Below are 22593 nucleotides of genomic sequence, written 5' to 3' on the forward strand. Positions count from 1 at the left end.
TTACGGGGTTTTATTTATAGAGAATTCTGTGAGACTCTGTGGTGAATAAAAAAATACCGCAATGAAATATTATAGCACCAACAAACAAGCCCCCGAAGCCACTCTTGAAGAGGCCGTGGTAAAGGGGCTTGCCGCAGACAAGGGGCTTTTCATGCCCTTTACAATCAAAACTCTGCCACAAGAGTTTTACGATAGCATCGATACACTCAGCTTTCAGGAGATAGCCTATCGCGTGGCAGATGCTTTCTTTGGCGAGGATGTTCCTGCCGATACGCTGAAACAGATTGTTTATGACACACTCAGTTTCGATGTCCCTCTGGTCCGGGTGACAAAGAATATTTATTCGCTTGAGCTGTTCCATGGTCCGACGCTTGCCTTTAAGGATGTAGGCGGTCGCTTCATGGCGCGTTTGCTGGGATACTTTATCAAGAAAGAGGGCAAGAAGCAAGTCAATGTGCTTGTTGCTACCTCCGGTGATACGGGCAGTGCCGTTGCCAATGGTTTCCTCGGTGTGGAAGGCATACACGTCTATGTGCTCTACCCGAAGGGAAAAGTCAGTGAAATCCAGGAGAAACAGTTCACTACCTTAGGGCAGAATATCACGGCTATTGAGGTCGATGGTACGTTCGACGATTGCCAGGCTTTGGTTAAATCCGCTTTTATGGACCGCGAGCTCAACGAACATCTGCAACTGACCAGTGCCAATTCCATCAACGTGGCGCGTTTCTTGCCGCAGGCATTCTATTACTTTTATGCCTATGCTCAACTGAAACGTGCCGGCAAGGGAGGCAATGCCGTCGTGTGTGTACCCAGCGGTAACTTCGGTAACATCACTGCCGGCCTCTTCGGCAAGCGTATGGGACTGCCCGTGGAACGCTTTATCGCTTCCAACAACCGCAATGATATCTTCTTCCAATATTTGCAGACAGGTGTTTATACGCCGCGTCCCAGCATCGCTACCATTGCCAACGCGATGGATGTGGGCGACCCGAGTAACTTTGCCCGTGTACTCGACCTTTACGGAGGCAGCCATGCCGCCATCTCTGCCGAAATCAGCGGTGCCACTTATACCGACGAGCAGATTGCCGAAACCATGCGGGAAGTGTGGAAGAAGGACCATTACCTGCTCGACCCGCACGGAGCCTGCGGCTTCCGGGCCCTGGCCGAAGGACTGAAACCCGGCGAAACGGGCGTATTCTTGGAAACGGCCCATCCGGCGAAGTTCAAGGATACAGTGGAGAAGATTATCGGTGAAGCCGTAGAAATACCTGCCAAGCTTCAGGCCTTTATGCGCGGCGAGAAGAAGAGCCTGCCAATGTCGAAGGACTTTGCGGACTTCAAGCAATATCTGATGCATGTATAAAGAATGGGACGTCAGTAAAGAAAAACACCGGATTACTTGACATTGCCTTTCGGATGTTGTATCTTTGTAACTGCAATCTTAGTTCAGATTCAATTTTAAATTAGCATAAAAGGAGAGGCATCGCTTCTCCTTTTTTGTTGTGTTCTTCCGTCACTTCATTTGCCAAACCTTAGGGTCTACTCTCCTAAACCAGTGCTTTGCAGATTTAATCCTCCACTTCAGCAAGCGGAATGGTGGGCATTTGCTTGGAAAATCCCGGCGGTTTTGACGAAAAGCTCGGATGTTTTTGACGAAAAGTCCGGATGTTTCGGATGAAAAGCTCCGAGCTTTCGGATGATATGTTCAGCGCTGACAGATGGTGTGTCGAGGATAAACGGATGATATGTTCGGGACGGATACATGGTTTGTTCCGGCTATATGAACGGACGATCATGCGTCTGTTCCGTTAATCTTCCATAAATCTGCTCTTGACAAGATTGGCTGCTTTATTCTGTATCGGGTTCTTCCCGGATGATGTTTATCATGCTGCCCAACTTATGATGGTTGTTCCATAGCACAAGCACTTCAATCTTCCGGAGACTGTGCCGGTAAAGAAGCGTATAGTCGGGATGCGGAATGATGTACCGTATGTTCTCTGCTTCGGTGGGCTGTCCGATAAACGGATTCAGCGTGACACGGTACAATGCATTTTGGAACAAGGTGTACAGAGCCCCGCCACACCGTTTGTTGCCATCTCTTTCTTGCGAGGAAATCAGCAGGTCCTTCAGAGCTTCTTTGGCAAGTGGCGACCAGATTATTTGTTTAGCCATGCTTCCACCTCCTTACTGATTGTGACATCCTCTTGTCCTTCTCCCTCATCCAGTTGCCGGCAGGCTTTCTTAAGGTCATGGCGTAGCCGGGTGGAGAATGCGAGGACTTGCTTTGTTTGCTGGGACGATTGCTCTTCTTTAACTTTTGCCATAACGTTATCTCCTTTTTCCTTAAAACATTTCAAAGTAATGAATTGTTTGAGGGGAAAAATACGAAGCTGATGAAAGATAAGAAACTGGAAGCCAATCTCAGTATGGTTGCATCGCGCGTCATGGCGGGGTTGAATATGAATGGATTGAAATTTCTGCTCCCTTTGTGGCTGGGTGCATTGACAGGTGTCACGGTGCGTTGTGTCTTTGCTGCCGTGGCATTTTGGATAACAAGCTGGTTTGTAAAGGAGGCACCGGTCACAAGGCGGCAGCGGATAGGGCTGTTCTGTCTGGGAGCTTTCGGACTCTACGGGTTCATGTTCTGCTATCTGCTGGGCATCAGTAAGACGACTCCGGTTTCCAGTGCCATCTTCAACTCCATGCAGCCCATTTGGGTCTTTCTGATATCTGTCTTTTTCCTGCACGAAAAGGCTACGCTGATGAAGATAATCGGCATAGCGCTGGGTTTTGGCGGTGCGTTGTTGTGCATCCTTACGCAAGGCAGTGATGACCTGGCGCACGATGCGTTTACGGGCAACATGCTCTGCATGGTGAGCTCGCTGGTCTTTGCCGTTTACCTGATTGTGAGCAAGAAACTGCTGGAAGAGGTCGGGGTAGTGACGATGATGAAGTACATCTTTGGCGGTGCGGCAGTAACGGGATTGATTGTGTCGTCCATTATAGGCTGGGATGCACCCTTGCTTACGGATGCCTTGCATGGGAAGTGGCACTGGGTGCCGTGGGCGGTGTTGGCGTTTGTGCTGGTTTTCCCTACTTACCTCAGTTACTTTCTGGTTCCGGTGGGCTTGAAGTATCTCAAGACGACGGTTGTAGCCATGTACAGCTATCTGATACTGGTGGTGACTACCGTTGTTTCCCTCACCTTGGGGCAAGACCGTTTCAGTTGGACGCAAGCCGCTGCCATTGCCATGATTTGTATCAGCGTGTACTTTGTTGAAGTGGCGGAAGCGAAGAAGTAGTGACGAATACCAGGTATTCCCCTTCCGCCTCGATGGTGAATTCTGTACTGGTGCATTCGTTGAGTGTGCCTTGCCACCAGTTGGTGAAATCGCTGAGGGGATAGACCAGTCCTTTGCCATGCAGACCGTGTGCAGTGAAGTTGATGATGGATACTTGCTGTCCGGGATGGCTTGGGAAGGTGCGGGTACCCCGGCAGGGGATGAAGATGCCGTAATCGGTATAGGTACGTACATCGGCTCCGGCACGGAGATAGTCGATGAGCAGGCTGATATTTCCCAGTGTATGGTCTTCACGTTTGCCCGTGGCACCGATGATGGCGATACGGCGTTTGCCTTTCGCCAGCAGGAAGTTGACGGCTTTAGTCTGGTCGTTGGTCTCCTGGTCGCTGATACGGTGTAGGATATGTCCGAACTTCCGGCGGTTTTCATCACTGAGGGAGTCACCGTCGCCGATGATTACGTCGGGAGTATGGCCCCGGCGGATGTATTCGTCCGCTCCGCCGTCGCAACAAACCACGTAAGGCGCTTCCGCCAATATCTTTAAAGGTAGGGGACTTGCAGGATATTCCCCATTCGCCAAAACTACGGCATCAATAGTTAATAATTGCTCGTTGCTCGTTGATAGTTCGTCTTTCATGTCTTTCTTAATCCCTAATCTCTAATCCTTCATCCTTGTTCATCATTTTCCTCCATTTGAAGTAGCCAAAGATAGCTATAATTGTGTAAAGGGCATATAGTCCGGCTGTAAAATCAAGTCCTTTGTAGATGTACAGTCCGGCGCTAACGGCATCTACCGCAATCCATGCCCACCATTGCTCTACATATTTCCGTGCCAGCATCCACATGCCGGCTATGCTCAGTGCGGTGGTGAAGGAGTCCAACCAGGGCACATTGCTGTCCGTGAAGTTTATCAATATCCAGGCAATGCCAAGCAGAGCGGCGATGAATACGGCGGTAAGCGGCAGCAAGTAGCGCGCCGGCATATGGGTGATAGGAAGTTCCAGTTTTTGTTCTTCTGTTCTTGTGTCCTCTCCTTTCTGTCCTGCACCTTTCCGCCGCAAGATAGTCCGGCGCAGAAATGCTCCGTACTTCCACATCATCCAGCCGTAGATGGCAGCACCCAGATAATAGATGTTGATGCCGAAATCTGCATACAACCCCGCATCATAGTAGACAAAAATATAGACGGCAGGCATAATGATGCCCGCTATCCAAAGATAAATGCTTGCCCGGTACTCCAACCAGAGATAGAGAATCCCGACCACAGTGCCTATAATCTCAAGAATATGTTCCATCAGAAATTGATTGCTATATGTCCCAATACATTCGTTCCCGCCTGGGCAGCGTAGCCGGCATAGTTGTAACGGACTTTTCCTCCGTTATCGTCGAGATAGTATCCGCTGCCTGCGTATCCGTTATTCTCGTATTCTTCATTGAACAGATTATAGATAGTGCACCCTATGGTTATCGACTTTACTTTAGGCAACTTGAAGGTATAGGACAGATTCAGGTTGCTTACGAAATAAGCATCCAGCGTGCACTCCTCTTGCTTGGCGTTACTCATGTATTGCTTGCTGATATATTGTGACTGTAACGAGGCTTCGAATCCCTTGAACGTATAGCCGAAGCGGTTGTTCAGTATGAAGTCGGGAGAGAATGCGATGGGGGTATCTCCGTGTTCGATGACCCATGCTTCCGACCCTGCCTCCTCGTTTTCAAAAAGTGTCTCGGTAAAGTTCTGCACACGGTTCTTGCTGAGTGTGGCATTGATATCCCATTGGAAGCCGCAGTCCAGTTTGATGCCAGCCATCAGTTCAATACCCGTACGGTAGCTGTCGGGCACGTTGCTGGCCATGGCTTCGCCTATCTCGTTCAGCTCTCCCGTCAGTACCAGCTGGTCTTTATAGTCCATATAGTAGAAGTTGGCACCCGCATGGAGCCATGAGTTGGCGAAGGTATATCCCAGTTCGTAGTCGAACAAGCGCTCAGCCTTGGGATGTTCGGTGAAGTAGCCGTCGGTGTAGTTGTTGCGCGTAGGCTCTTTATGGGCTACGCTGAACGAACCGTATAGGCGGTGGTTGCGGTCGATTTGCCAGGACAGTCCGGCTTTCGGGTTGAAGAAGTCGAAGTCTTCGTCAATGTCCAATTTTTGCATTCCCGGAGTGGTGGCAGTCCAGTTGTACTTGTCGTTCAGTCCGTTTATCTTGTAGTTGATGTGGCGGTATTGCAGGTCGAGGTAGGCGCTGAGGCCGCTTACCAGTTCATAATTGGCTTTCAGATAAATATTTCCGTCGTTCTTTGTGGCGTTGTTGCGGTAGTAGTCGTGGTCGGGGTTCAGTTCGCCGATATAGTTCTTTACCCAAAGCACTTTTCCGAAGTGGTCGCCGTCATAGCGGTTCAGTGCACCGCCTAGCGAGGCATGCAGACGGTCGGCTTTGTAGCTTACGGAGAAGATTCCGCCGCCAAACCAGTTGTCCATTGCCTTCTTGCGGATAAGGTCGCTTACTTCTATCTTGCCGCCGTTGTATTCGAAAGGCGACATGCCGTACTCTGCCAACGAGCGTTCGCCTTTATATTCCTGGTAGTACCCGTCGCCTTTGGTGTAGTGCAGGCCGATATTCAGATTCCATTGCGAGGTGAAATTGTGGTTGAACAGCAACTGGTAATTCTTCTGCGTATAGTTGTCGGTCTGGTCGTCATAGAAATGCAGTGCACCTCCTTCGTCCGTGAGGTAATGCTTCTCGCCGTTGTCGTCTTTATAATATTCTTTGCTGTATACATGGCCGTCCCGGTCGGTGGCGTACATGAATCCGCAGGAATTGTAACGCCGTCCGTAACGTTCCATCTCCTCCTTGCTGGCATAGTTCCATGCGTGGTAAGTGCGCTCTTTGCCGGCAAAGGTTATCAGTTTGACGGAGGTATTGTCATTGTAGTATCCTCCTTGCAGATAATAGGAGTTCAGTCCCACAGACGCCCGGTCTATATACCCGTCCGTACTGATGTTGGAGAGCCGCGCATCGAACGACCAATGATTGTTGATGAGTCCCGTTCCCACTTTCACCGTCTCCTTGTGCGTATGGAAGGAGCCGTAGGAACCGTTGAATTCTGCATAGGGTTTCATGGAGAAATCACCCGTCTGCATGTTGATGCTGGCACCGAAAGCTCCTGCACCGTTCGTTGAGGTACCTGCTCCGCGCTGTACCTGCATATCCTTGACGGAGGAGGCGAAGTCCGGCAGGTTGACCCAGAATACCGTGTGACTCTCCGCGTCGTTGATGGGAATACCGTTGGCGGTGACGTTGATGCGTGTGCCGTCTGTTCCACGGACTCTCAGCGTGGTGTAACCCACCCCGGCACCGGCATCGCTGGTAGTAATGGCGGAGGGTGTCATGCTCAACAGATACGGCAGGTCTTGTCCGAAATTCTGTTTTTTCAGTTGTTCTTTGCCTATATTGGTGAATGCCACCGGTGTGCTGTTTGTGGCACGTGTGGAGATGACTTCCACTTCCTGCAGGTTTATCACCCGCAGACTGTCTTGCTCTTGTGTCTGCGCACAGACACCCAGTGCTGCCATAAGGAGGCAGGTCGCCATTGCATGTCTCTTCATTTGCAATTGTTTCGTTTAGATGAATACAGAAAAGGGGAACTTTTCTTCTTTTCCCTCCGCCAGCATTACCCGGATCAGGTTAATGGGTATGATCTCAGCCCGTCGTATTAGGGCACCCCTTAGTTGAAATCGGGAGCAAAGGTAGGAGTTTTCGTCGAAAGTGGCAAGTTAAGTGAACGAAAGTCAGAGTTATTTGTTAATTTTGCAGCATTAATTTTAAAAAAAGAGTATAGTTATGTTATTATCTTTATTCATGGCAGCCTTTGCTGCCCAAGTTGCTGACGACGGTTTCAGCAAACTGCAGATATTCCTTCAGCAATTGATAGATTGGGGCGTAAATGCCGGTGGACGTATTATCGGAGCCATCATCATCTTTGTGGTAGGACGGTTCCTGATTTCCCTTCTTCGGAAAATGCTGGCGAGGTTATTGGCAAAAAGACATGTGGATGCCAGTATCCAGAGCTTCGTGAAAAGTTTAGTCAATATCTTGCTGACCATTCTGCTGATTATTGCCGTTATCGGCAAATTGGGAGTGGAAACCACTTCTTTTGCAGCTTTGTTGGCATCTGCCGGTGTGGCTATCGGTATGGCACTTTCCGGAAACTTGCAGAATTTTGCGGGTGGACTGATTGTCTTGCTGTTCCGTCCTTTCAAGGTAGGTGACTGGATTGAAAGCCAGGGAGTGTCCGGAACGGTACGTGAGATTCAAATCTTCCATACGATTCTGACCACAGCCGACAATAAGGTAATCTATATACCTAACGGTGCGTTGAGCAGTGGTACAGTGACTAATTACAGCCGTGAGGATACGCGTCGTGTAGATTGGGTGATCGGTGTAGAATATGGTGAGAATTATGACAAGGTAGAGAGCACCGTGCGTCGTATCATCTCCGAAGACAGTCGTATCTTGAATACTCCCGAGCCGTTTGTGGCTCTTCATGCCCTGGATGCCAGCAGTGTGAATGTGGTGATTCGTGTTTGGGTGAAGAGCGGAGACTACTGGGGTGTTTATTTTGATATGAACAAGAAGATTTACTCCGTATTCAACGAGGAAGGTATCGACTTCCCATTCCCGCAGTTGACGGTGCATCAGGCGAAAGACTGAGTGGGCTACAAGTTTCAATTTATTAGCTATCAGCCACTATAAGTTACGGGCTACAAGTTGTCCTGCAGTATGATAATGCAGGACAACTTGTAGCCCGTAACTTAATAGTAGTCGGTAACTCCGTAGTTTATTTATAACTTAATTCTGCCTCTATTTCTTCGCAGACATCTTGTTCCAGGTTGAGCAGCTGATTGATTTCTTTTCGTTTTTCCAAATCCGTGAAATAGCTCTCCACTACTGCATAGATGTTGAAGCCGGTTGTGGAACCCGCAGCCAAATCCAATGACTCAACCATTTTCTCTACTGCTTGATGAATGCGTTTCTTACTGATAAAATGCAGTTCATTACTATGAATTAAGCTCTTTTCCATGATATTTTCTGTTTTAGTTATTGTAGTTATAACATTCTATCAAGCAAGTAAGTTCATGTAGATTGAACAGATTTGACAGTCGGTCGAATGATATTTTTCCTATATTTGCAAAAAATATAAACGCGGCAATGAAAGAACTGTTTATAAAAATACTCCGTTTTCTGATGTTTGTACTGGTCGTAGCTTTGGGCTGCATCGGATATAACATCTATGAAGATACGTTGGCTGCTGTGTGGATACCCGTAGGGGTAGGACTTGTGGTGGCAGTCGTTACACTTCCTCTATATAAAAAATGGATATGGCTGACAACGATGGAGCAAAAGGCAGTGAATATATTGTGCCATGTGGTGTGCGTGGGTGTCATCAGTTGTTCGCTTTTTCTGGTAGGGAATTATCGGATGGCGGCTCCTGCTTCGACAAAGGAGGTGACGGTTACCGTACTTGAGAAGCTGATAAAAGAACATGAAAAGAGACGTAAAGTAGGCAAGCATCGTTATGTGTCGGACGGAGTACGTAAGGAATATTACTTAAAGGTGGCTTTCGAGGATGGAGCGATAGAGACCTTGCATGTTTCCACAGCCACATACAACAAAGCACGAAAAGGCAAACCGAAAGTCCTGACTTTGCAGAAAGGAGGTTTCGGATTGCCGGTGATAACGAAGGGGCTATAGTTTTCATCCCCCCATGCAAGACATCAGATGAGGAACTGAATGCTCTTCTTAAAGATTTCTGCGTACAAAATGTCCGTCAATCCAAATGGTGGCATGGTGTCCTTTGAATTTCAGTAATACATAATTGGGAGCTGCCGGGCCTTTATCTCCACCTTACCGGTGAGCACTACGCTGTTTCCTTCTTCCTGAAAGCACAAACCTGCTTTCGGATTGGCTGCACCTTTGTTTTAAGACTGTCTTTGCCGGTTGCCAACCATACGGTGGTGGCCCCTTCCGACTTGATATTGCTCATTGGAACGGGGCTGGGATGATATTCTTTATAGGTTGTAAAGATACAGATAAACTGATAGGGAAATCCCTATGTATAAATAGAGAGAATCACGGAAAAGGAGGTTTTTATCATACTACATTTGCTGTATGGATAAATACTAAAACTTTCTATTATGAAAAAGATGTCAGTTGTTTTAGGCTTGTTACTCGCTGTCTTGGTGATGGGCTGTGGCATTTATGAAAGCTACGGGTTTGATTATAAGCAGTTGAGCAGCATTGAACGTGGTATGAGCTTTAAAGAGGTGTGTACCATTTTAGGAGAGCCTGCATTTAGAGATTTGAATAAGGAGGGAGAGGCTTGGACATTCCGCGCTTATACTCCTGCGGGGTGGTCGGCTGTCAAGGTGTGGTTCAAAGACGGAAAAGTGGACGAAATGAAGAGCTATCTGGAGGATACTTATCCGGTTACCACTTCGCGGGACAAGAGTTTCATGAATGAGAAAAAAGAATCTTCCGACAAGAGTAGCGAAACAAAGGTAATAGTTTCGCCGGAAGGGAAACATTACATCAAAATGGGCTCGGTAGTAGTCACTCCCGAAGGCAAGCATATAATAGTACCTTGATTATACCAACATAATCGTTTCCGGATATAGTATAATGTGAATATACCTTTCTATAAAGTGTTGATATTTATAAAGTTCTATATTTTTTGCAGATTTTAGGTATATGTAGTTCAAAGAATGTTATCTGAAATGAAAAGAATGGGCAATGTTTGTCATTGCTCTGTCTTTATCTTATATTTGAGTAGATAATATAGGATATCATTTTAAGAAAGGAACTAATAATAAGATAATAATATGAAGAGTATTGAGAAGGCGACCAATAATATGAAAATGGTATATTCCATTTTGTGCAATCTTAAGAAGTGTACAATCTTTGAATTGCAGAAACTGACGAAGTTCAGGGATGTGGATTTGTGTTTGGCCTTGGGGTATCTGCTGCAGAATAACCAGATTTATCAGAAGCGTATTGATAACATGGTTTACTATGGAGTCATCGCAAAATGAAAAGAGATACAATAGGTTTACCACACATTTTGCTTACATGCTTGCATGGTGCTTTCTAATTGTTTGTTATACCGCATTTTACAGTATGTAAGCAGATGCCATGCAAGTATGTAGGCAAACTTTGCTTGCATGCTGTTTTTTCTTGTGCAAATGGCTGGTCTTCTTTCCGCAAAGAACAGCTCTTTCTCCTACTAAAAGCTTATTAATGACTATTGTGCACGGTTGTGATGCAGTTTCTTCACTATTGTGGTACGGCTTCTTCATGCTTGTGGAGAAGTCGTACCACAATAGTGCGCATGCCTAACTATCATTTATTCAGTGTATTGACAGCCTATGTTAGAGCAATGAAAGACTGATAGACTGTCTTTCATTGGCTGTGTGTCTACCTTCAAAAGAGTGATATGGTAGTGGATAATGTTCATGTTTTGCTGCTTTTTCAGTGAAAGAAATCATGAATATTTGGATACTTGAAAAAGAAGTCCCACCTTTGCACGCGAATTAGAAAACCAAAAGAGTTTTGTAATCCTCATCGGAGGGCTGTAAAAATGCCGGATAAGATGACTGGGTAAAACCAATCATTTTATCCGGCATTTTTTTGCTTTTGGGCAAGACAATAACCTATAAATATAGTTGAACATGAAAAGAGATGCAATTGATTTGAGTACACTGAATGTGTTTACATTGTTTCGGAAATATTTTGTTCCTACGTTGCTGGGTATGCTCAGTATGTCGGCCGTAACAGCGATTGATGGGATATTTGTCGGGCATGGAGTAGGTAGCGACGGGATTGCGGCCGTAAATATCTGTGTCCCTTTACTGATGCTTTTTACGGGAATCGGGCTTATGGTTGGTGCCGGGTGTTCTGTGGTCGCTTCTATCCAATTGTCGAGAGGCAAAAGCAAGTCTGCTCGGTTGAATGTGACACAAGCATTACTGTTTGTAACGATTGTAGCTTTGATACCCTCTGTTTTGATGATGGCTTTTCCGGCAGAAACAGCCCGGATGCTCGGCTCTTCCGAACATCTGTTGCCTATGGTGACGGATTATCTGCTGTGGTTTGTTCCGTCATGGGTCTTTCAGATATGGATAACGGTGTCGCTGTTTGTCATCCGCCTGGACGGTTCTCCAAAGCTGGCTATGTTGTGCAGCCTGATTACGGCTGTAATCAATGTGGTGCTCGACTGGCTGTTTATCTTTCCTTTTGGCTGGGGGGTCATGGGAGCGGCATTTGCCACTTCCATCAGCATCATGGTTGGCGGACTGGTGGCGATGGTCTATCTACTGTTTTATGCTCGGCATTTGCGCTTACAACCACTCAAATGGAGTGTCAAGAGCCTGCGGCTTTCCGTGCGGAATATTGGTTACCAGTGGCGTATCGGTTCTTCTGCCTTATTGGGAGAGGCAACGCTTGCTGTGCTTATGTTCGTCGGGAACCAGGTATTTATGTCCTATCTGGGGGACGATGGCGTAGGGGCATTCGGTATAGCGTGCTATTATATTCCTTTTGTTTTCATGGTAGGTAATGCTATTGCACAATCTGCCCAGCCTATTATCAGCTATAATTTCGGACTGGGCTACAAGGAAAGAGTGATGACGGCGGAACGTATTGCGTTGCTGACGGCTGTGGTTTGCGGTGTGGTTGCAACGGTGGCATTCACTGTTTATCCTTATCTGCTGGTTGGCCTTTTCATCAGTCTTGACAGTGAAGCGGCGAAGATAGCGATACACGGTTTCCCCTATTTTGCAAGCGGCTTTGTCTTTTTCATTGTGAATATTGCTGTGGTAGGTTATTTTCAGAGTGTTGAAAGAATAAAGCCAGCTACGATTTTTGCTTTGTTGCGTGGCTTTGTTTTCCTTATTCCGAGTTTTATTTTGTTGCCGAAGTTCTTGGGTGTGTCGGGAATCTGGTTGGCAATGCCACTCTCGGAGGCTTTGACAATCATTGTGATTCTGCTTTTTGTTCTGAAGCATCGGTATGCTTATAAAGTTTCCAGCCAACTCATTACGTCGTAGATGTCTTTAAAAAAACGAGGTTGTGCCAACGTTTTGACATAACCTCCTAAAACCGTAACCTAAGATTTCTAAAATTGGCGAGATTGGACAATCATACATTTGTATGAACTCTATATATTTGCAAATTATATCGTTATAGATGAAAAGTAGCACTGAAAATATATACAAACAGAAAGTCAATCAAGTAATTGATTACATAAATTTTAATCTGCATCAGCCATTGCAATTGAATGTAATAGCCGACATAGTAAATATGTCTCAACGGCAATTGCTCCGTATGATGAGTTCTGCTTTGGATGAACCATTATACTCTTATGTGGCGAGGCAACGAGTAGAACGAGCTGTACTATATATGCAAACTGAAGACATGAGTTTACAGAATTTGGCTGGGTTAGTCGGCTACGATAATCCGCAATCGTTCTCCAAAGCATTTAAGAAACAATTTGGTATCTCTCCCAAAACATATATCAGCAGATTAAGGATGCGATTAAAAGAGTGCGAACATGATGGAAAGGAGTGCGAATTGCATTCTGAAGTCTACAATTTCGAGGGATTAAATTTAGTATATATCCGTATATGGGGTAAGTACGGAGAGGAAGAACCTTATGAAACAGTATGGAGTAAATTGATACATTTCTTAAAGAGCAATGACTTACTTCTGCCCGATACACGTTTTATTGGGTTAAGTTTTGACGACCCTAATGTGACAAACCCTAATCAATGTCGTTTCTATGCTTGTGCATCGGTACAAAAGGAAATTATGCCTACTTGTGAATTTGGTACAATCCGGCTACCACAAGGTAAATATGCGGTCTATACGTTGCAGGGGTATTATACAGATTTGCAGGACTGGTATAACATCATTAACGTAAGCCAAGAATATTCACTTCGTCATGGGATGTCTTTTGAGGAGTATATCAATTATTCAAAAGAAAATAAAAAAGAGAGTATCACAAAAATCTACATACCGATAAAATAAATAAAAGCATGGAAAATAGTTTACCTAAATATATAACTCTAACAGAGGATAATATAGATAAAGAACATATCTGCTGCGCATTCTCTGACAAAAAATGCTTGGAAGGATATGAGTCCAAAAAGGAATGGCTAAAAAAGGAATTTGCTAATGGCTATGTTTTTAGGCGGCTTGATGCACGAGCCAAAGTTTTTATAGAATATGTTCCTGCTGAATATGCGTGGCTTCCGGTTACTGCCCCTAATTATTTAATGATTAATTGTTTTTGGGTTTCAGGGCAGTATAAAGGTCAAGGGCATGGATATAATTTGCTCCAATTTGTGATTGAAGATGCAAAAAAGCAACAAAAAAATGGATTGGTTACTGTTGTAGGTACAAAAAAGAACCATTTTATGAGTGATACGAAATGGTTGCTGCAACATGGCTTTAAGGAAATAGAAAAACTTCCAAATGGATTTTCATTGTTGGTAATGAGTTTTCATGAGAATAGTGCAGTTCCATATTTTAATGATTGCGTCAAAAGTGGAGAATGCCCCGACAAACTGGGAATAGTGGCTTATTATTCTAATCGTTGCCCATATACGGATTATTATGTAAATGGAGTGTTGCGTGTTCTTGCGCAAGAAATAAATATTCCTTTGAAAGTAATTAAATTGGAAACGAGAGAGCAAGCACAAAACTCTCCTACACCAGCTACTATATTTTCTCTTTTTTACAATGGGAAGTTTGTAACTACGGATTTAAGTATTTGTACTGAGTCTAAATTTACAAAACTATTAAAGTAGTAAAATGAAAGAACTGGTTAATAACATGTTAGCTGAAATAGAGGTCAATATATCTGAAATCGACCTCTACGGTTATGATATTGTTGAAACTTTTCTTTCAATAGTGCGTCGTTTGCAAGCGGTTCTCAATGATTTAAAAACAAAACTGCAAATTCATTCCTTCTATAAGATTTATCGGATAGAAACACAATGCCCCGATGGTAGTAATGATGTAATCAGAAACTATATTAAGTAAAGAACTGGATAACCTGACCTGCTTCTTTAACCGTAATCTGGACTTTTACCAATATTATCGTTTTCATTCGACCTTGTATGATGAATATTATGTTGTTCGTGGAAAGTTTGATTTACGCCTATGTACCGATAGCGCACAATTCGATAAAGACCTGAATTTCTCAACCTTGTTTCTTCGGGTGGCATTAACAATGGCAACGTGGGAATAAAAGAAATGATGAATTTTCTCAGTACGGTGCTCTAAATGGAGTTAGGCGATTATTATGCCGCTTATATTGCCATGAAAGAACGGAAGAAGGATTGGACGGCATATCTTAGCCGTTTGCAAGACAGCTTAGTCAAACGAATGGACGAAGGATAGTAAATGACAAACTTCTGTTTTTCTTTTCGCCAGTATTATATTGCTTCAATATTATAAATCAACCATTTAGTCTTGTTGGGGTACCGTGCTGTGGATGCTTTCCAGCATAGAATTGATATGTACGGCTTCTGCGGTTCTGCCGGAAGCCTTGCCTAACTTCACGCTCCAGTGAGCCGGATTTATTTCCAGTTTGGTGTTGAACTGGGCTACAACTTGGTCGATAGTGATACGTGCGATAATCGGTGCGTTGCCGTTCTTCTTTACTGCATTTCGTTTGACGAAATAGAGTAGCTTGAAAGTACTTCTCATAATCTCTTTTTTAGTTACAAAATTAAATTGATGAACTGAAAATGAGATATTTGCAGTACGGACAAATCAAGACAACAAACCGACAATTTCAGACATTCCGTGACCTAAAATCCGAAAGGTCGGACAGGTCACGAATTGGTCACGAAAGTATGTCTTTTTGTGACCATTTCGTGTCTTAGGTCACGGACTTTATACAAAGAAAAAACTCCTGCAATACCTTGATATTGTAGGAGTTGTCTTTTCTTTGTCTGGTTTTGTCCAGCTTCTTGGTGATCCGCCTGGGGCTCGAACCCAGGACCCCAACATTAAAAGTGTTGTGCTCTACCTGCTGAGCTAGCGAATCAGACCTTATTGCTGTTAAGCGGGTGCAAAGATAGGCACTTTTGTTTAAAAAACAAATGGATTAAGGGAAAAAGTTTTGAGAACGACTTCTGCTTTTACTCTTCTTGTTGATTATCAGTCTGTTCAAACTTGTGAATTTTTTCTCTGTTTATGATGAAACGTTGATAGTAGGAGAGCATAAGGGTGGTAAGCGGAAGTGCTATAATCATACCCAGCATCCCCATCAATGACCCCCAAATCGATAAAGACAGTAAGATGATGGCAGGATTCAGGCCCGTAATCTTCCCCATGACACGCGGTACGATGAATCCGTCTTGAATGGCTTGTACTATGATGAATACCGCAAGGGCCGATGCAATGATAATCCAGAAGTTTCCTCCCGTATCCGCTGCTTTCAGTATGGCCAGCACGATGGTAGGTATAAAGCCGATAATCTGCAAATAAGGTACTAGGTTTAAAGCGCCGATGAACAAGCCGAGTCCAATGGCCAGTGGGAAATCAATAATCAGAAAGCCTATACTGAACAGAATACCGACACACAATGCCACGAATGCTTGTCCGCGGAAGTATCTGTTCATGCCGTCTTTCACATCGTTCATTACATTGATTACGAAGGGCCGGTATTTCTGTGGTACCAGGTGGGTCCACCCTTCGGAAATGCTTTCGTAATCCAGCAATATGAAAACTATATAGAGAAGAATGAGGAAGAAAGTGAAGAAACTGAACAGCAGATTGACGGATTCTGACAACAAGGACCAGAGCCGGGGAACGGTTTCCTTGATGGCGTTCAGCATATTCTCTTCCTTGAACAATTGGGTGACAAACTGGGTGTCTATGTTCTCACGAAGGAATTCAGAGAGTGTTTTGGGCACATTGCCGTCGTGGGTTCCGTTGGAAAAGTAGTCTATTACCAAATCTTTTACCCTGACGAATTCGTCCATCATGGGAGGCACAAGCAGATAGAAGGCGGTTCCTCCTACAATCAGAATACTGAATAAGGCGCAGAAGATGGATATGACCCGGTTCTTGAGCCTTAATCTGTACTGGAAGAAGGTGACCAGGGGGTATATCAGATAGGCAATGAGCCATGCGATGAAGAATGGCAGCAATACGCCGCTTAGACGCTTGAAGAGCATAAGGATGCCGATAATAATGACACCGAGTATGACACCGCGGATAAAACTGTCGAATGTAATCTTTTTGCGTTCCATAATGCTCTGTTTTTTGTATTCGTTAATGACCGCTTTCCTTTTGGTCGGCTTGGATGGCTTGCTGATAGCACTCTCGGCATAGCGGTTCGTACTCTTCGGTTTCTCCCAGCAGTACTTGTTTGTCGTTCTTGACGGTACGGTGGGAGAACGAGGCAAGTTGACCACATTTCACACAGATGGCATGTACTTTGGAAACTTCGTCTGCAATGGCACACAGTCCCGGCATAGGGCCGAATGGAATACCGCGGAAGTCCATATCCAGTCCGGCTACAATGACGCGTATACCATTGTTGGCAAGCTGGTTGCATACATCAATCAGGCCGCTGTCAAAGAACTGGGCTTCGTCAATGCCCACTACATCTATCTCTGAAGTGAACAGCAGAATACTGGCAGATGAATCGATGGGAGTGGAGGCTATGGAATGACTGTCATGCGATACTACATCGGCTTCGGAATAACGGGTGTCTATGGCAGGCTTGAATATCTCTACGCGTTGTTTGGCAAACTTTGCCCGTTTCAGTCTCCTTATCAGCTCTTCGGTTTTGCCGGAGAACATGGAACCGCAAATGACCTCAATTCTTCCCCTGCGTTTGGTTTCCTGTATATGATCTTCTGAGAATAATACCATGCTTTCGAGTGTTATATTTAAGCGCAAAAGTAACACTTTTGTTTGCTTTCCGATATTTTTTCATTATTTATTTCTACATTTGTAGCGTTAACACGGACTGTGTAAAGGATATGCAAACCCTATTAAACGACATAGAATTAGATATTCAGGAATTGAAATGTTTGATGCAGGCCATTTCAAGTGATGCCAATCCGACATTGAAGATTGTGGCAAAACGGAATATCCAGCAGATGAAGGCACGCTTGGAGGCGTTGCAAGAACTGCTTGAGGAGGCGCCAACGGCTGTTGTGTCGCCCCTGGAGGAACCCCCTGCTGTTACTACTCCTTTGACCGAATCGGTTTCTCCGGTCGAATCGGTTATTCCTGATACAGTGAAGATGGTATGTGAGGAACCGGAAACAGTTCCTATTTTGGCAGAACGCATCAAGCCTGCCAAGGATTTGAAACATGCCATCAGTCTGAACGATTCATTCCGTTTTGTCCGCGAACTGTTCGCAGGCGATGCTGCACGGATGAATGAAGTGGTACGACGTTTGGGTGAGGCCCCTTCTTTGGACAAGGCTATGGATATTTTCGTTTCGGAAGTGCAGCCGGATGAAGAGAATGAAGCCGCTGTCGATTTTATGGAACTCCTCAAAAAATATTTCAGCTAAACAACCGATAAGTATGGGAAAACTTTATGTAGTGCCTACCCCGGTAGGGAATTTGGAAGATATGACATTCCGTGCTATCCGGATTCTGAAAGAAGTGGATTTAATATTGGCTGAGGATACACGTACTTCCGGCATATTGCTGAAACACTTCGAAATAAAGAATGTGATGCAATCTCACCATAAATTTAATGAACATAAAACGGTTGAAAGTGTTGTTAATAGAATAAAGGGGGGAGAAACTGTAGCTTTGATTTCGGATGCAGGTACACCGGGTATATCCGACCCGGGCTTTCTGGTGGTCAGAGAGTGTGTGCGCAACGGCATCGAAGTGCAATGCCTGCCGGGAGCGACAGCTTTTGTGCCGGCATTAGTGGCTTCCGGATTGCCGAATGAGAAGTTCTGTTTTGAAGGTTTTCTTCCACAGAAGAAAGGAAGGATGACTCGCCTGAAGGCATTGGCCGGGGAGCGTCGTACCATGGTGTTCTATGAGTCTCCCCACAGATTGGTAAAAGCTTTGGCGCAGTTTACCGAACATTTCGGTGCCGGACGTCAGGCATCTGTTTCGCGGGAAATTTCAAAGGTGCACGAAGAAACGGTGCGTGGAACGCTTACAGAATTAATAGAACATTTCACGGCGAACGAACCGCGCGGTGAAATTGTGATTGTAGTAGCAGGAATAGACGATTAAATAACTTCATTAACCAAACGTAAAACGAAAGCGTATGAAAAAGTTAGCAGTTTTAATTGTATGCGCGGCTGTAATGGCTTCGTGTGACAGTTTCTCTGGTGGCAGTAAGAACCAGCTGAAAGCTGAAAATGATTCTTTATTGATGGAACTGACTCAGCGTAATGCTGAATTAGACGAGATGATGGGTACTTTCAATGATATTTCAGAGGGATTCCGCCAGATTAATGCGGCGGAGAGCCGTGTGGATTTGCAACGTGGCGCTGTGGCAGAAGGCTCTTTGAATGCCAAGCAGCAGATTGCGTCGGACATTGAATTTATCCGTAAACAGATGGAAGAGAACAAGGAGCAGATTGCCAAACTGCAATCTATGTTGAAGAACAGCAAAAACAACTCTGTTCAGTTGAAGAGAGCTGTAGAATCTTTGACTCAGGAGTTGGTGGCAAAGACTCAGCGTATTGAAGAATTGCAGGCTGAGCTGGCTTCCAAGAATATCCGTATCCAGGAACTGGATGCTGCCGTGACCGGCTTGTCTAGTGAGAAGGAGGAATTGACTGCCGAAAATGAGGCGAAGGCCAAAACCGTTGCCGAGCAAGATAAGGCACTTAACACAGCTTGGTTTGTGTTTGGCACAAAGAAGGAGCTGAAAGACCAGAAGATATTGACAAATACCGGGCTTTTCAAAAAAGGCCAGGTGCTGAAAGATTCTGATATCAACAAGGACTACTTTACACAAGTGGATATCCGTACGACAAAAGAGATTAAACTATACTCCAAAGATGCTGATATCTTGACCACTCATCCTGCTGGCTCTTATGCGTTGGAGAAAGATGATAAAGGACAGCTGACTTTGAAGATTACAAATCCGAAAGACTTCTGGAGTGTGTCCAAGTATTTGGTAATCCAAGTAAAATAACACTGTTATAAGATTGATACAGAACGGACGCAGGTTATTGGAATTGATAATCTGCGTCTATTTTTATATATACCTTTCCTTTAAGTTATGGCATCTCAATATAAAAACCTCTTTTTTGATCTGGACGATACGCTTTGGGCATTTTCCCTTAATGCACGTGATACATTCGAAGAAATGTATCACAAGTATGACTATGGTCGTTTCTTTCGCTCTTTCCTGCATTTCTATACTCTTTATCAGCATCGTAATACAGAACTGTGGGAAGAATACGGTAGAGGGCAGGTCAGTAAGGAAGAGTTGAACCGCCAGCGTTTCCTATATCCTCTGGAGGCAGTAGGGGCGAGGGATGTTGCTTTGGCTGAGGCTTTTTCTGATGATTTCTTTTCGGTCATTCCCACAAAAAATCGGCTGATGCCGCATGCTTATGAGGTGCTGGAATATTTGGCGGGGAAATATAACCTCTATATCCTTTCCAATGGTTTCCAAGAACTGCAATGTCATAAGATGCGTTCGGCAGGTATCGACCGCTTTTTTAAGAAGATTGTTCTCTCTGATGACATCGGTATCTTGAAGCCCTGGCCCGAAATTTTTCATTTTGCCCTTTCTGCCACACAATCCGAGGTGCGTGATTCTTTGATGATAGGCGATAGTTGGGAGAATGATGTGGCAGGAGCCAAAGGAGTGGGTATGCACCAAGTGTTTTATAATGTAACGGGGAAGGAAGAACTGCCTTTCCAACCGACTTATCATATCAGTAATCTGAAAGAATTGATGCAGATTCTGTGACATTGAAATTTTTAGTTGTACTTTTGTCTACAGAAACGTATATTATACAGCTATGGACACAATCTTACCTTTCGCTTTACTTTGTTTTACCTCCTTCTTTACGTTGACAAACCCTCTCGGCACCATGCCGGTGTTTTTGACCATGACGCATGGAATGACAGACCGTGAACGGCAGTCGGTAGTATCGCGCGCCACTTTGGTTGCCTTTATTACGATTATGGTTTTTACGTTTGCGGGACAGTTCCTCTTTAAATTCTTCGGTATCTCTACCAATGGCTTCCGTATTGCCGGTGGAGTTATTATCTTTAAGATTGGCTTCGATATGCTGCAAGCCCGTTATACCCCAATGAAGCTGAAAGACGAGGAAATCAAGACTTATGCCGATGATATTTCCATTACTCCTCTTGGAATTCCGATGCTTTGTGGTCCTGGTGCCATAGCCAATGCCATTGTGCTGATGCAGGATGCCCATACCATTCAGATGAAAGGAGTTCTTATAGGAATGATTGCCTTTATTTATCTGATTACCTTTTTCATATTGCGTGCTTCCACGCGGTTGGTCAAAATCCTGGGTGAGACGGGAAACAATGTGATGATGCGCCTGATGGGACTTATCCTGATGGTTATTGCCGTTGAGTGTTTTGTCAGCGGAGTGAAACCGATATTGGTGGATATATTGAAAGAAGGAGGCATACCATCACTGGCACACCTCCTCTAAACACTTTATTTATAAAAACACATTGGGAGAATTCCCAAGTTTCTTTAGGCTACTATTGATTAATAGCCTGGATTTTGTTCTATGTTCGGATTGGCATTGATTTCACCGACGGGAATCAACGGGAGCGCTTTCTTGGAGTCGCGGTTGAATGTACGCGCTTCTTCGCTCAGTACGTCGTGCCATCCTCTGTCATTAACGTCCGTGTAGCGTGTAACGGTTTCACCTCGGCGCATAACATCGAAGTAGCGCTGTCCTTCACCTACAAGTTCCTTGCGGCGTTCGATGTAGATGCGGTCTAATGTGATGTTTCCGCTGGTTACTTGCTTGCTTTCATCCGTTGTGCGGTTGGAGATGATATCGTTCAGCAAGTTGGCAGCCTTGTTCTTGTCTCCGGCTTGGAACGCTGCTTCTGCTGCTGACAAGTAAACTTCTGACAAGCGCAGCAATGGGACATTGGAGTAACGCACATCTCCGTTTACAGCAGGCATTTTGTTGATGTAAACTTTACGTTTGTCAAATCCTCCTGCTGCCGCTGCCAATAATATGTCGTTACGGATGTCTGCCGGGTCGGATGTAAGCATGTCAGAGAAGTCTTTTGTGACAATTACATCTCCATATCCGGGAGAAGCGCCAGCCTTGTCGGCATATAAATAGGCAATACCTTCACGGTCTGTCCAGTCAGTATTGTTGTTGATGGAAATCTCGAACATGATTTCTTTTGAATGATTGGCATCACTTTTGCTCCATGCAGCAACATATTCTGACGGTTCCCAAAGTTTGTAAGACGAGTTTGATATGATGTCTTCAGCTACGGATAAAGCCTTGCTCCATTCGCCTTTTGTCATATATACACGTACCTGCAAGGCTTTGGCAGCCCAAAGGTTGACATAACCCACTTCATTAGTTTTGGGCAGTGCATTTGAGTTGATTGCATCTGTCAAATCCTTTTCAATTGCCTCATAACATTGGGCTACCGTGCTGCGGCTTGGCTTTTCTGTCGATTCCAGCGGGGAGGTAGCGATGGGCACACCGAGTGAGCTGCCTTGATCTACCGTATAAGGTTTACCGTAGATACGTGTAAGGTCAAACAGTGCCATGGCGCGCAGAACTTTTGCTTCTGCATCATATTGGTCAATAGTGGCTTTTGCCTCTGCCGCGTCGGTCAGGTTGCCACTTTCTGCTGCCTGAATCAGACGGTTGGCGCGTGCTATGACTACATAAGGCATCTGCCATACGGCTGTTGAGGTGGTGAAATTGTCGGCAGTTGTATATTCCATATAGTAGTAGAAGTTTGCTCTTCCACTTCCACCGTTATATTCATATTGGATATCTTCCCCTCTCATGTCACCGTATACGAACATGAGGCGTCCATAATAATTAATCAGGCTACTGTTACCTTTAACGGCAGCATAAAGTCCCGTCCGCACATTGGCCAAATCATCGCTGTTCTTGATTGCGGTTTCAGCATCTATTCCGTCTGCGGGTGACTGATCCAGCCAACTGTTGAGGCATGATGAAGTGCTGACTGCCATAGCTGCGCAAAGCGTTGCTGTGTATAATGTCTTTAATATTTTCATTTTCGTA

The 22593-nt window shown here is 44.9% G+C and carries 23 protein-coding genes, 1 tRNA gene, 3 pseudogenes and 1 riboswitch; of the genes and pseudogenes, 15 read left to right on the forward strand and 12 right to left on the reverse strand.

The window, feature by feature from the left end:
• Positions 1-61 precede the first annotated feature (61 nt).
• On the forward strand, positions 62-1363 hold the full coding sequence (gene thrC / locus NQ510_RS06960) for a threonine synthase (RefSeq protein WP_005828500.1): 1302 nt from the start codon (positions 62-64) through the stop codon (positions 1361-1363).
• A gap of 485 nt (positions 1364-1848) precedes the next feature.
• Here thrC and NQ510_RS06965 read toward each other — a convergent pair whose 3' ends face one another.
• Positions 1849-2172 carry a type II toxin-antitoxin system RelE/ParE family toxin gene (locus NQ510_RS06965; RefSeq protein ID WP_005828493.1) on the reverse strand — a complete coding sequence of 108 codons (324 nt, stop codon included), beginning with the start codon at positions 2170-2172 and terminating at the stop codon, positions 1849-1851.
• The gene (locus tag NQ510_RS06970) at positions 2157-2324 is read right to left on the reverse strand and encodes a hypothetical protein (RefSeq protein WP_165860120.1); all 168 of its coding nucleotides are present in this window, start codon (positions 2322-2324) and stop codon (positions 2157-2159) included. The genes NQ510_RS06965 and NQ510_RS06970 overlap by 16 nt, the downstream gene beginning before the upstream one ends.
• 69 nt (positions 2325-2393) lie before the next feature.
• Here NQ510_RS06970 and NQ510_RS06975 point away from each other — a divergent pair, with 69 nt between their 5' ends.
• Positions 2394-3302, forward strand: coding sequence for a DMT family transporter (locus NQ510_RS06975; RefSeq protein WP_034525647.1), 909 nt, complete (start codon positions 2394-2396; stop codon positions 3300-3302).
• Here NQ510_RS06975 and NQ510_RS06980 read toward each other — a convergent pair.
• The 3 genes from NQ510_RS06980 to NQ510_RS06990 are packed head-to-tail and all read right to left on the reverse strand — an operon-like array spanning position 3262 to position 6909.
• Positions 3262-3939, reverse strand: a complete 678-nt coding sequence (locus NQ510_RS06980) for a thiamine diphosphokinase (RefSeq protein ID WP_005828487.1) — start codon at positions 3937-3939, stop codon at positions 3262-3264. The genes NQ510_RS06975 and NQ510_RS06980 overlap by 41 nt on opposite strands.
• A 7-nt stretch (positions 3940-3946) precedes the next feature.
• Positions 3947-4597 carry a nicotinamide riboside transporter PnuC gene (gene pnuC / locus NQ510_RS06985; protein WP_005828485.1) on the reverse strand — a complete coding sequence of 217 codons (651 nt, stop codon included), beginning with the start codon at positions 4595-4597 and terminating at the stop codon, positions 3947-3949.
• Positions 4597-6909: a TonB-dependent receptor gene (locus NQ510_RS06990; RefSeq protein ID WP_005828483.1), complete on the reverse strand. Its 2313-nt coding sequence runs from the start codon at positions 6907-6909 to the stop codon at positions 4597-4599. The genes pnuC and NQ510_RS06990 overlap by 1 nt, the downstream gene beginning before the upstream one ends.
• 33 nt (positions 6910-6942) lie before the next feature.
• Positions 6943-7039: riboswitch (TPP riboswitch) on the reverse strand.
• 105 nt (positions 7040-7144) lie between these two features.
• Here NQ510_RS06990 and NQ510_RS06995 point away from each other — a divergent pair.
• The gene (locus NQ510_RS06995; RefSeq protein ID WP_034525644.1) at positions 7145-8014 is read left to right on the forward strand and encodes a mechanosensitive ion channel family protein; all 870 of its coding nucleotides are present in this window, start codon (positions 7145-7147) and stop codon (positions 8012-8014) included.
• Positions 8015-8141: 127 nt separating this feature from the next.
• On the opposite strand, the gene NQ510_RS07000 is transcribed toward NQ510_RS06995, so the two are convergent.
• Entirely contained in the window at positions 8142-8384 is a 243-nt protein-coding gene (locus NQ510_RS07000; RefSeq protein WP_005828479.1) for a hypothetical protein, read from the reverse strand.
• A 128-nt stretch (positions 8385-8512) separates the two neighbouring features.
• On the opposite strand from NQ510_RS07000, the gene NQ510_RS07005 reads away from it, so the two are divergent.
• Positions 8513-9055: a hypothetical protein gene (locus NQ510_RS07005; protein WP_005828477.1), complete on the forward strand. Its 543-nt coding sequence runs from the start codon at positions 8513-8515 to the stop codon at positions 9053-9055.
• A gap of 48 nt (positions 9056-9103) precedes the next feature.
• Here NQ510_RS07005 and NQ510_RS07010 read toward each other — a convergent pair.
• Positions 9104-9395 (reverse strand): annotated as a pseudogene (locus tag NQ510_RS07010) (hypothetical protein).
• A 103-nt stretch (positions 9396-9498) separates the two neighbouring features.
• Here NQ510_RS07010 and NQ510_RS07015 point away from each other — a divergent pair.
• The 6 genes and pseudogenes from NQ510_RS07015 (at position 9499) to NQ510_RS07040 (ending at position 14761) form a co-directional block, all read left to right on the forward strand.
• Positions 9499-9948, forward strand: coding sequence for a hypothetical protein (locus tag NQ510_RS07015; RefSeq protein ID WP_005828472.1), 450 nt, complete (start codon positions 9499-9501; stop codon positions 9946-9948).
• Between the two features lie 234 nt (positions 9949-10182).
• Positions 10183-10392 (forward strand): winged helix-turn-helix domain-containing protein, encoded by a 210-nt coding sequence (locus tag NQ510_RS07020; protein ID WP_005828467.1) that lies wholly within the window; start codon positions 10183-10185, stop codon positions 10390-10392.
• Between the two features lie 636 nt (positions 10393-11028).
• Complete coding sequence (locus tag NQ510_RS07025) at positions 11029-12405, forward strand: MATE family efflux transporter (protein WP_005828459.1); 1377 nt, start codon at positions 11029-11031, stop codon at positions 12403-12405.
• 139 nt (positions 12406-12544) lie between these two features.
• A complete protein-coding gene (locus NQ510_RS07030; RefSeq protein WP_005828457.1) occupies positions 12545-13384 on the forward strand; it encodes an AraC family transcriptional regulator in 840 nt (279 codons plus the stop codon).
• 8 nt (positions 13385-13392) lie between these two features.
• Positions 13393-14166: an N-acetyltransferase gene (locus tag NQ510_RS07035; RefSeq protein ID WP_005828455.1), complete on the forward strand. Its 774-nt coding sequence runs from the start codon at positions 13393-13395 to the stop codon at positions 14164-14166.
• Between the two features lie 4 nt (positions 14167-14170).
• Positions 14171-14761: pseudogene (locus NQ510_RS07040) on the forward strand (RteC domain-containing protein).
• Positions 14762-14836: 75 nt separating this feature from the next.
• Here NQ510_RS07040 and NQ510_RS07045 read toward each other — a convergent pair.
• The 4 genes and pseudogenes from NQ510_RS07045 to NQ510_RS07060 all read right to left on the reverse strand — a co-directional run.
• Positions 14837-15070, reverse strand: a pseudogene (locus NQ510_RS07045) (Arm DNA-binding domain-containing protein); the annotation flags it as partial.
• Positions 15071-15337: 267 nt separating this feature from the next.
• Positions 15338-15413: transfer RNA gene (locus tag NQ510_RS07050), tRNA-Lys, on the reverse strand.
• Between the two features lie 94 nt (positions 15414-15507).
• On the reverse strand, positions 15508-16623 hold the full coding sequence (locus NQ510_RS07055) for an AI-2E family transporter (protein WP_005828446.1): 1116 nt from the start codon (positions 16621-16623) through the stop codon (positions 15508-15510).
• Between the two features lie 22 nt (positions 16624-16645).
• The gene (locus tag NQ510_RS07060; RefSeq protein ID WP_005828444.1) at positions 16646-17251 is read right to left on the reverse strand and encodes a thymidine kinase; all 606 of its coding nucleotides are present in this window, start codon (positions 17249-17251) and stop codon (positions 16646-16648) included.
• A 110-nt stretch (positions 17252-17361) separates the two neighbouring features.
• On the opposite strand from NQ510_RS07060, the gene NQ510_RS07065 reads away from it, so the two are divergent.
• The 5 genes from NQ510_RS07065 (at position 17362) to NQ510_RS07085 (ending at position 21009) form a co-directional block, all read left to right on the forward strand.
• The gene (locus NQ510_RS07065) at positions 17362-17904 is read left to right on the forward strand and encodes a hypothetical protein (RefSeq protein ID WP_005828442.1); all 543 of its coding nucleotides are present in this window, start codon (positions 17362-17364) and stop codon (positions 17902-17904) included.
• A gap of 13 nt (positions 17905-17917) precedes the next feature.
• On the forward strand, positions 17918-18592 hold the full coding sequence (rsmI, locus tag NQ510_RS07070; protein WP_005828441.1) for a 16S rRNA (cytidine(1402)-2'-O)-methyltransferase: 675 nt from the start codon (positions 17918-17920) through the stop codon (positions 18590-18592).
• A gap of 34 nt (positions 18593-18626) precedes the next feature.
• On the forward strand, positions 18627-19505 hold the full coding sequence (locus tag NQ510_RS07075) for a Cbp1 family collagen-binding glycoprotein adhesin (protein ID WP_005828438.1): 879 nt from the start codon (positions 18627-18629) through the stop codon (positions 19503-19505).
• Positions 19506-19592: 87 nt separating this feature from the next.
• The gene (locus NQ510_RS07080; RefSeq protein WP_005828436.1) at positions 19593-20291 is read left to right on the forward strand and encodes a YjjG family noncanonical pyrimidine nucleotidase; all 699 of its coding nucleotides are present in this window, start codon (positions 19593-19595) and stop codon (positions 20289-20291) included.
• Positions 20292-20343: 52 nt separating this feature from the next.
• Positions 20344-21009, forward strand: coding sequence for a MarC family protein (locus tag NQ510_RS07085; RefSeq protein WP_008665785.1), 666 nt, complete (start codon positions 20344-20346; stop codon positions 21007-21009).
• Positions 21010-21068: 59 nt separating this feature from the next.
• Here NQ510_RS07085 and NQ510_RS07090 read toward each other — a convergent pair whose 3' ends face one another.
• Entirely contained in the window at positions 21069-22586 is a 1518-nt protein-coding gene (locus tag NQ510_RS07090; protein ID WP_005828430.1) for a RagB/SusD family nutrient uptake outer membrane protein, read from the reverse strand.
• Between the last annotated feature and the right edge of the window lie 7 nt (positions 22587-22593).

It is taken from the genome of Bacteroides uniformis, assembly GCF_025147485.1.
Classification (GTDB): Bacteria; Bacteroidota; Bacteroidia; order Bacteroidales; family Bacteroidaceae; genus Bacteroides; species Bacteroides uniformis.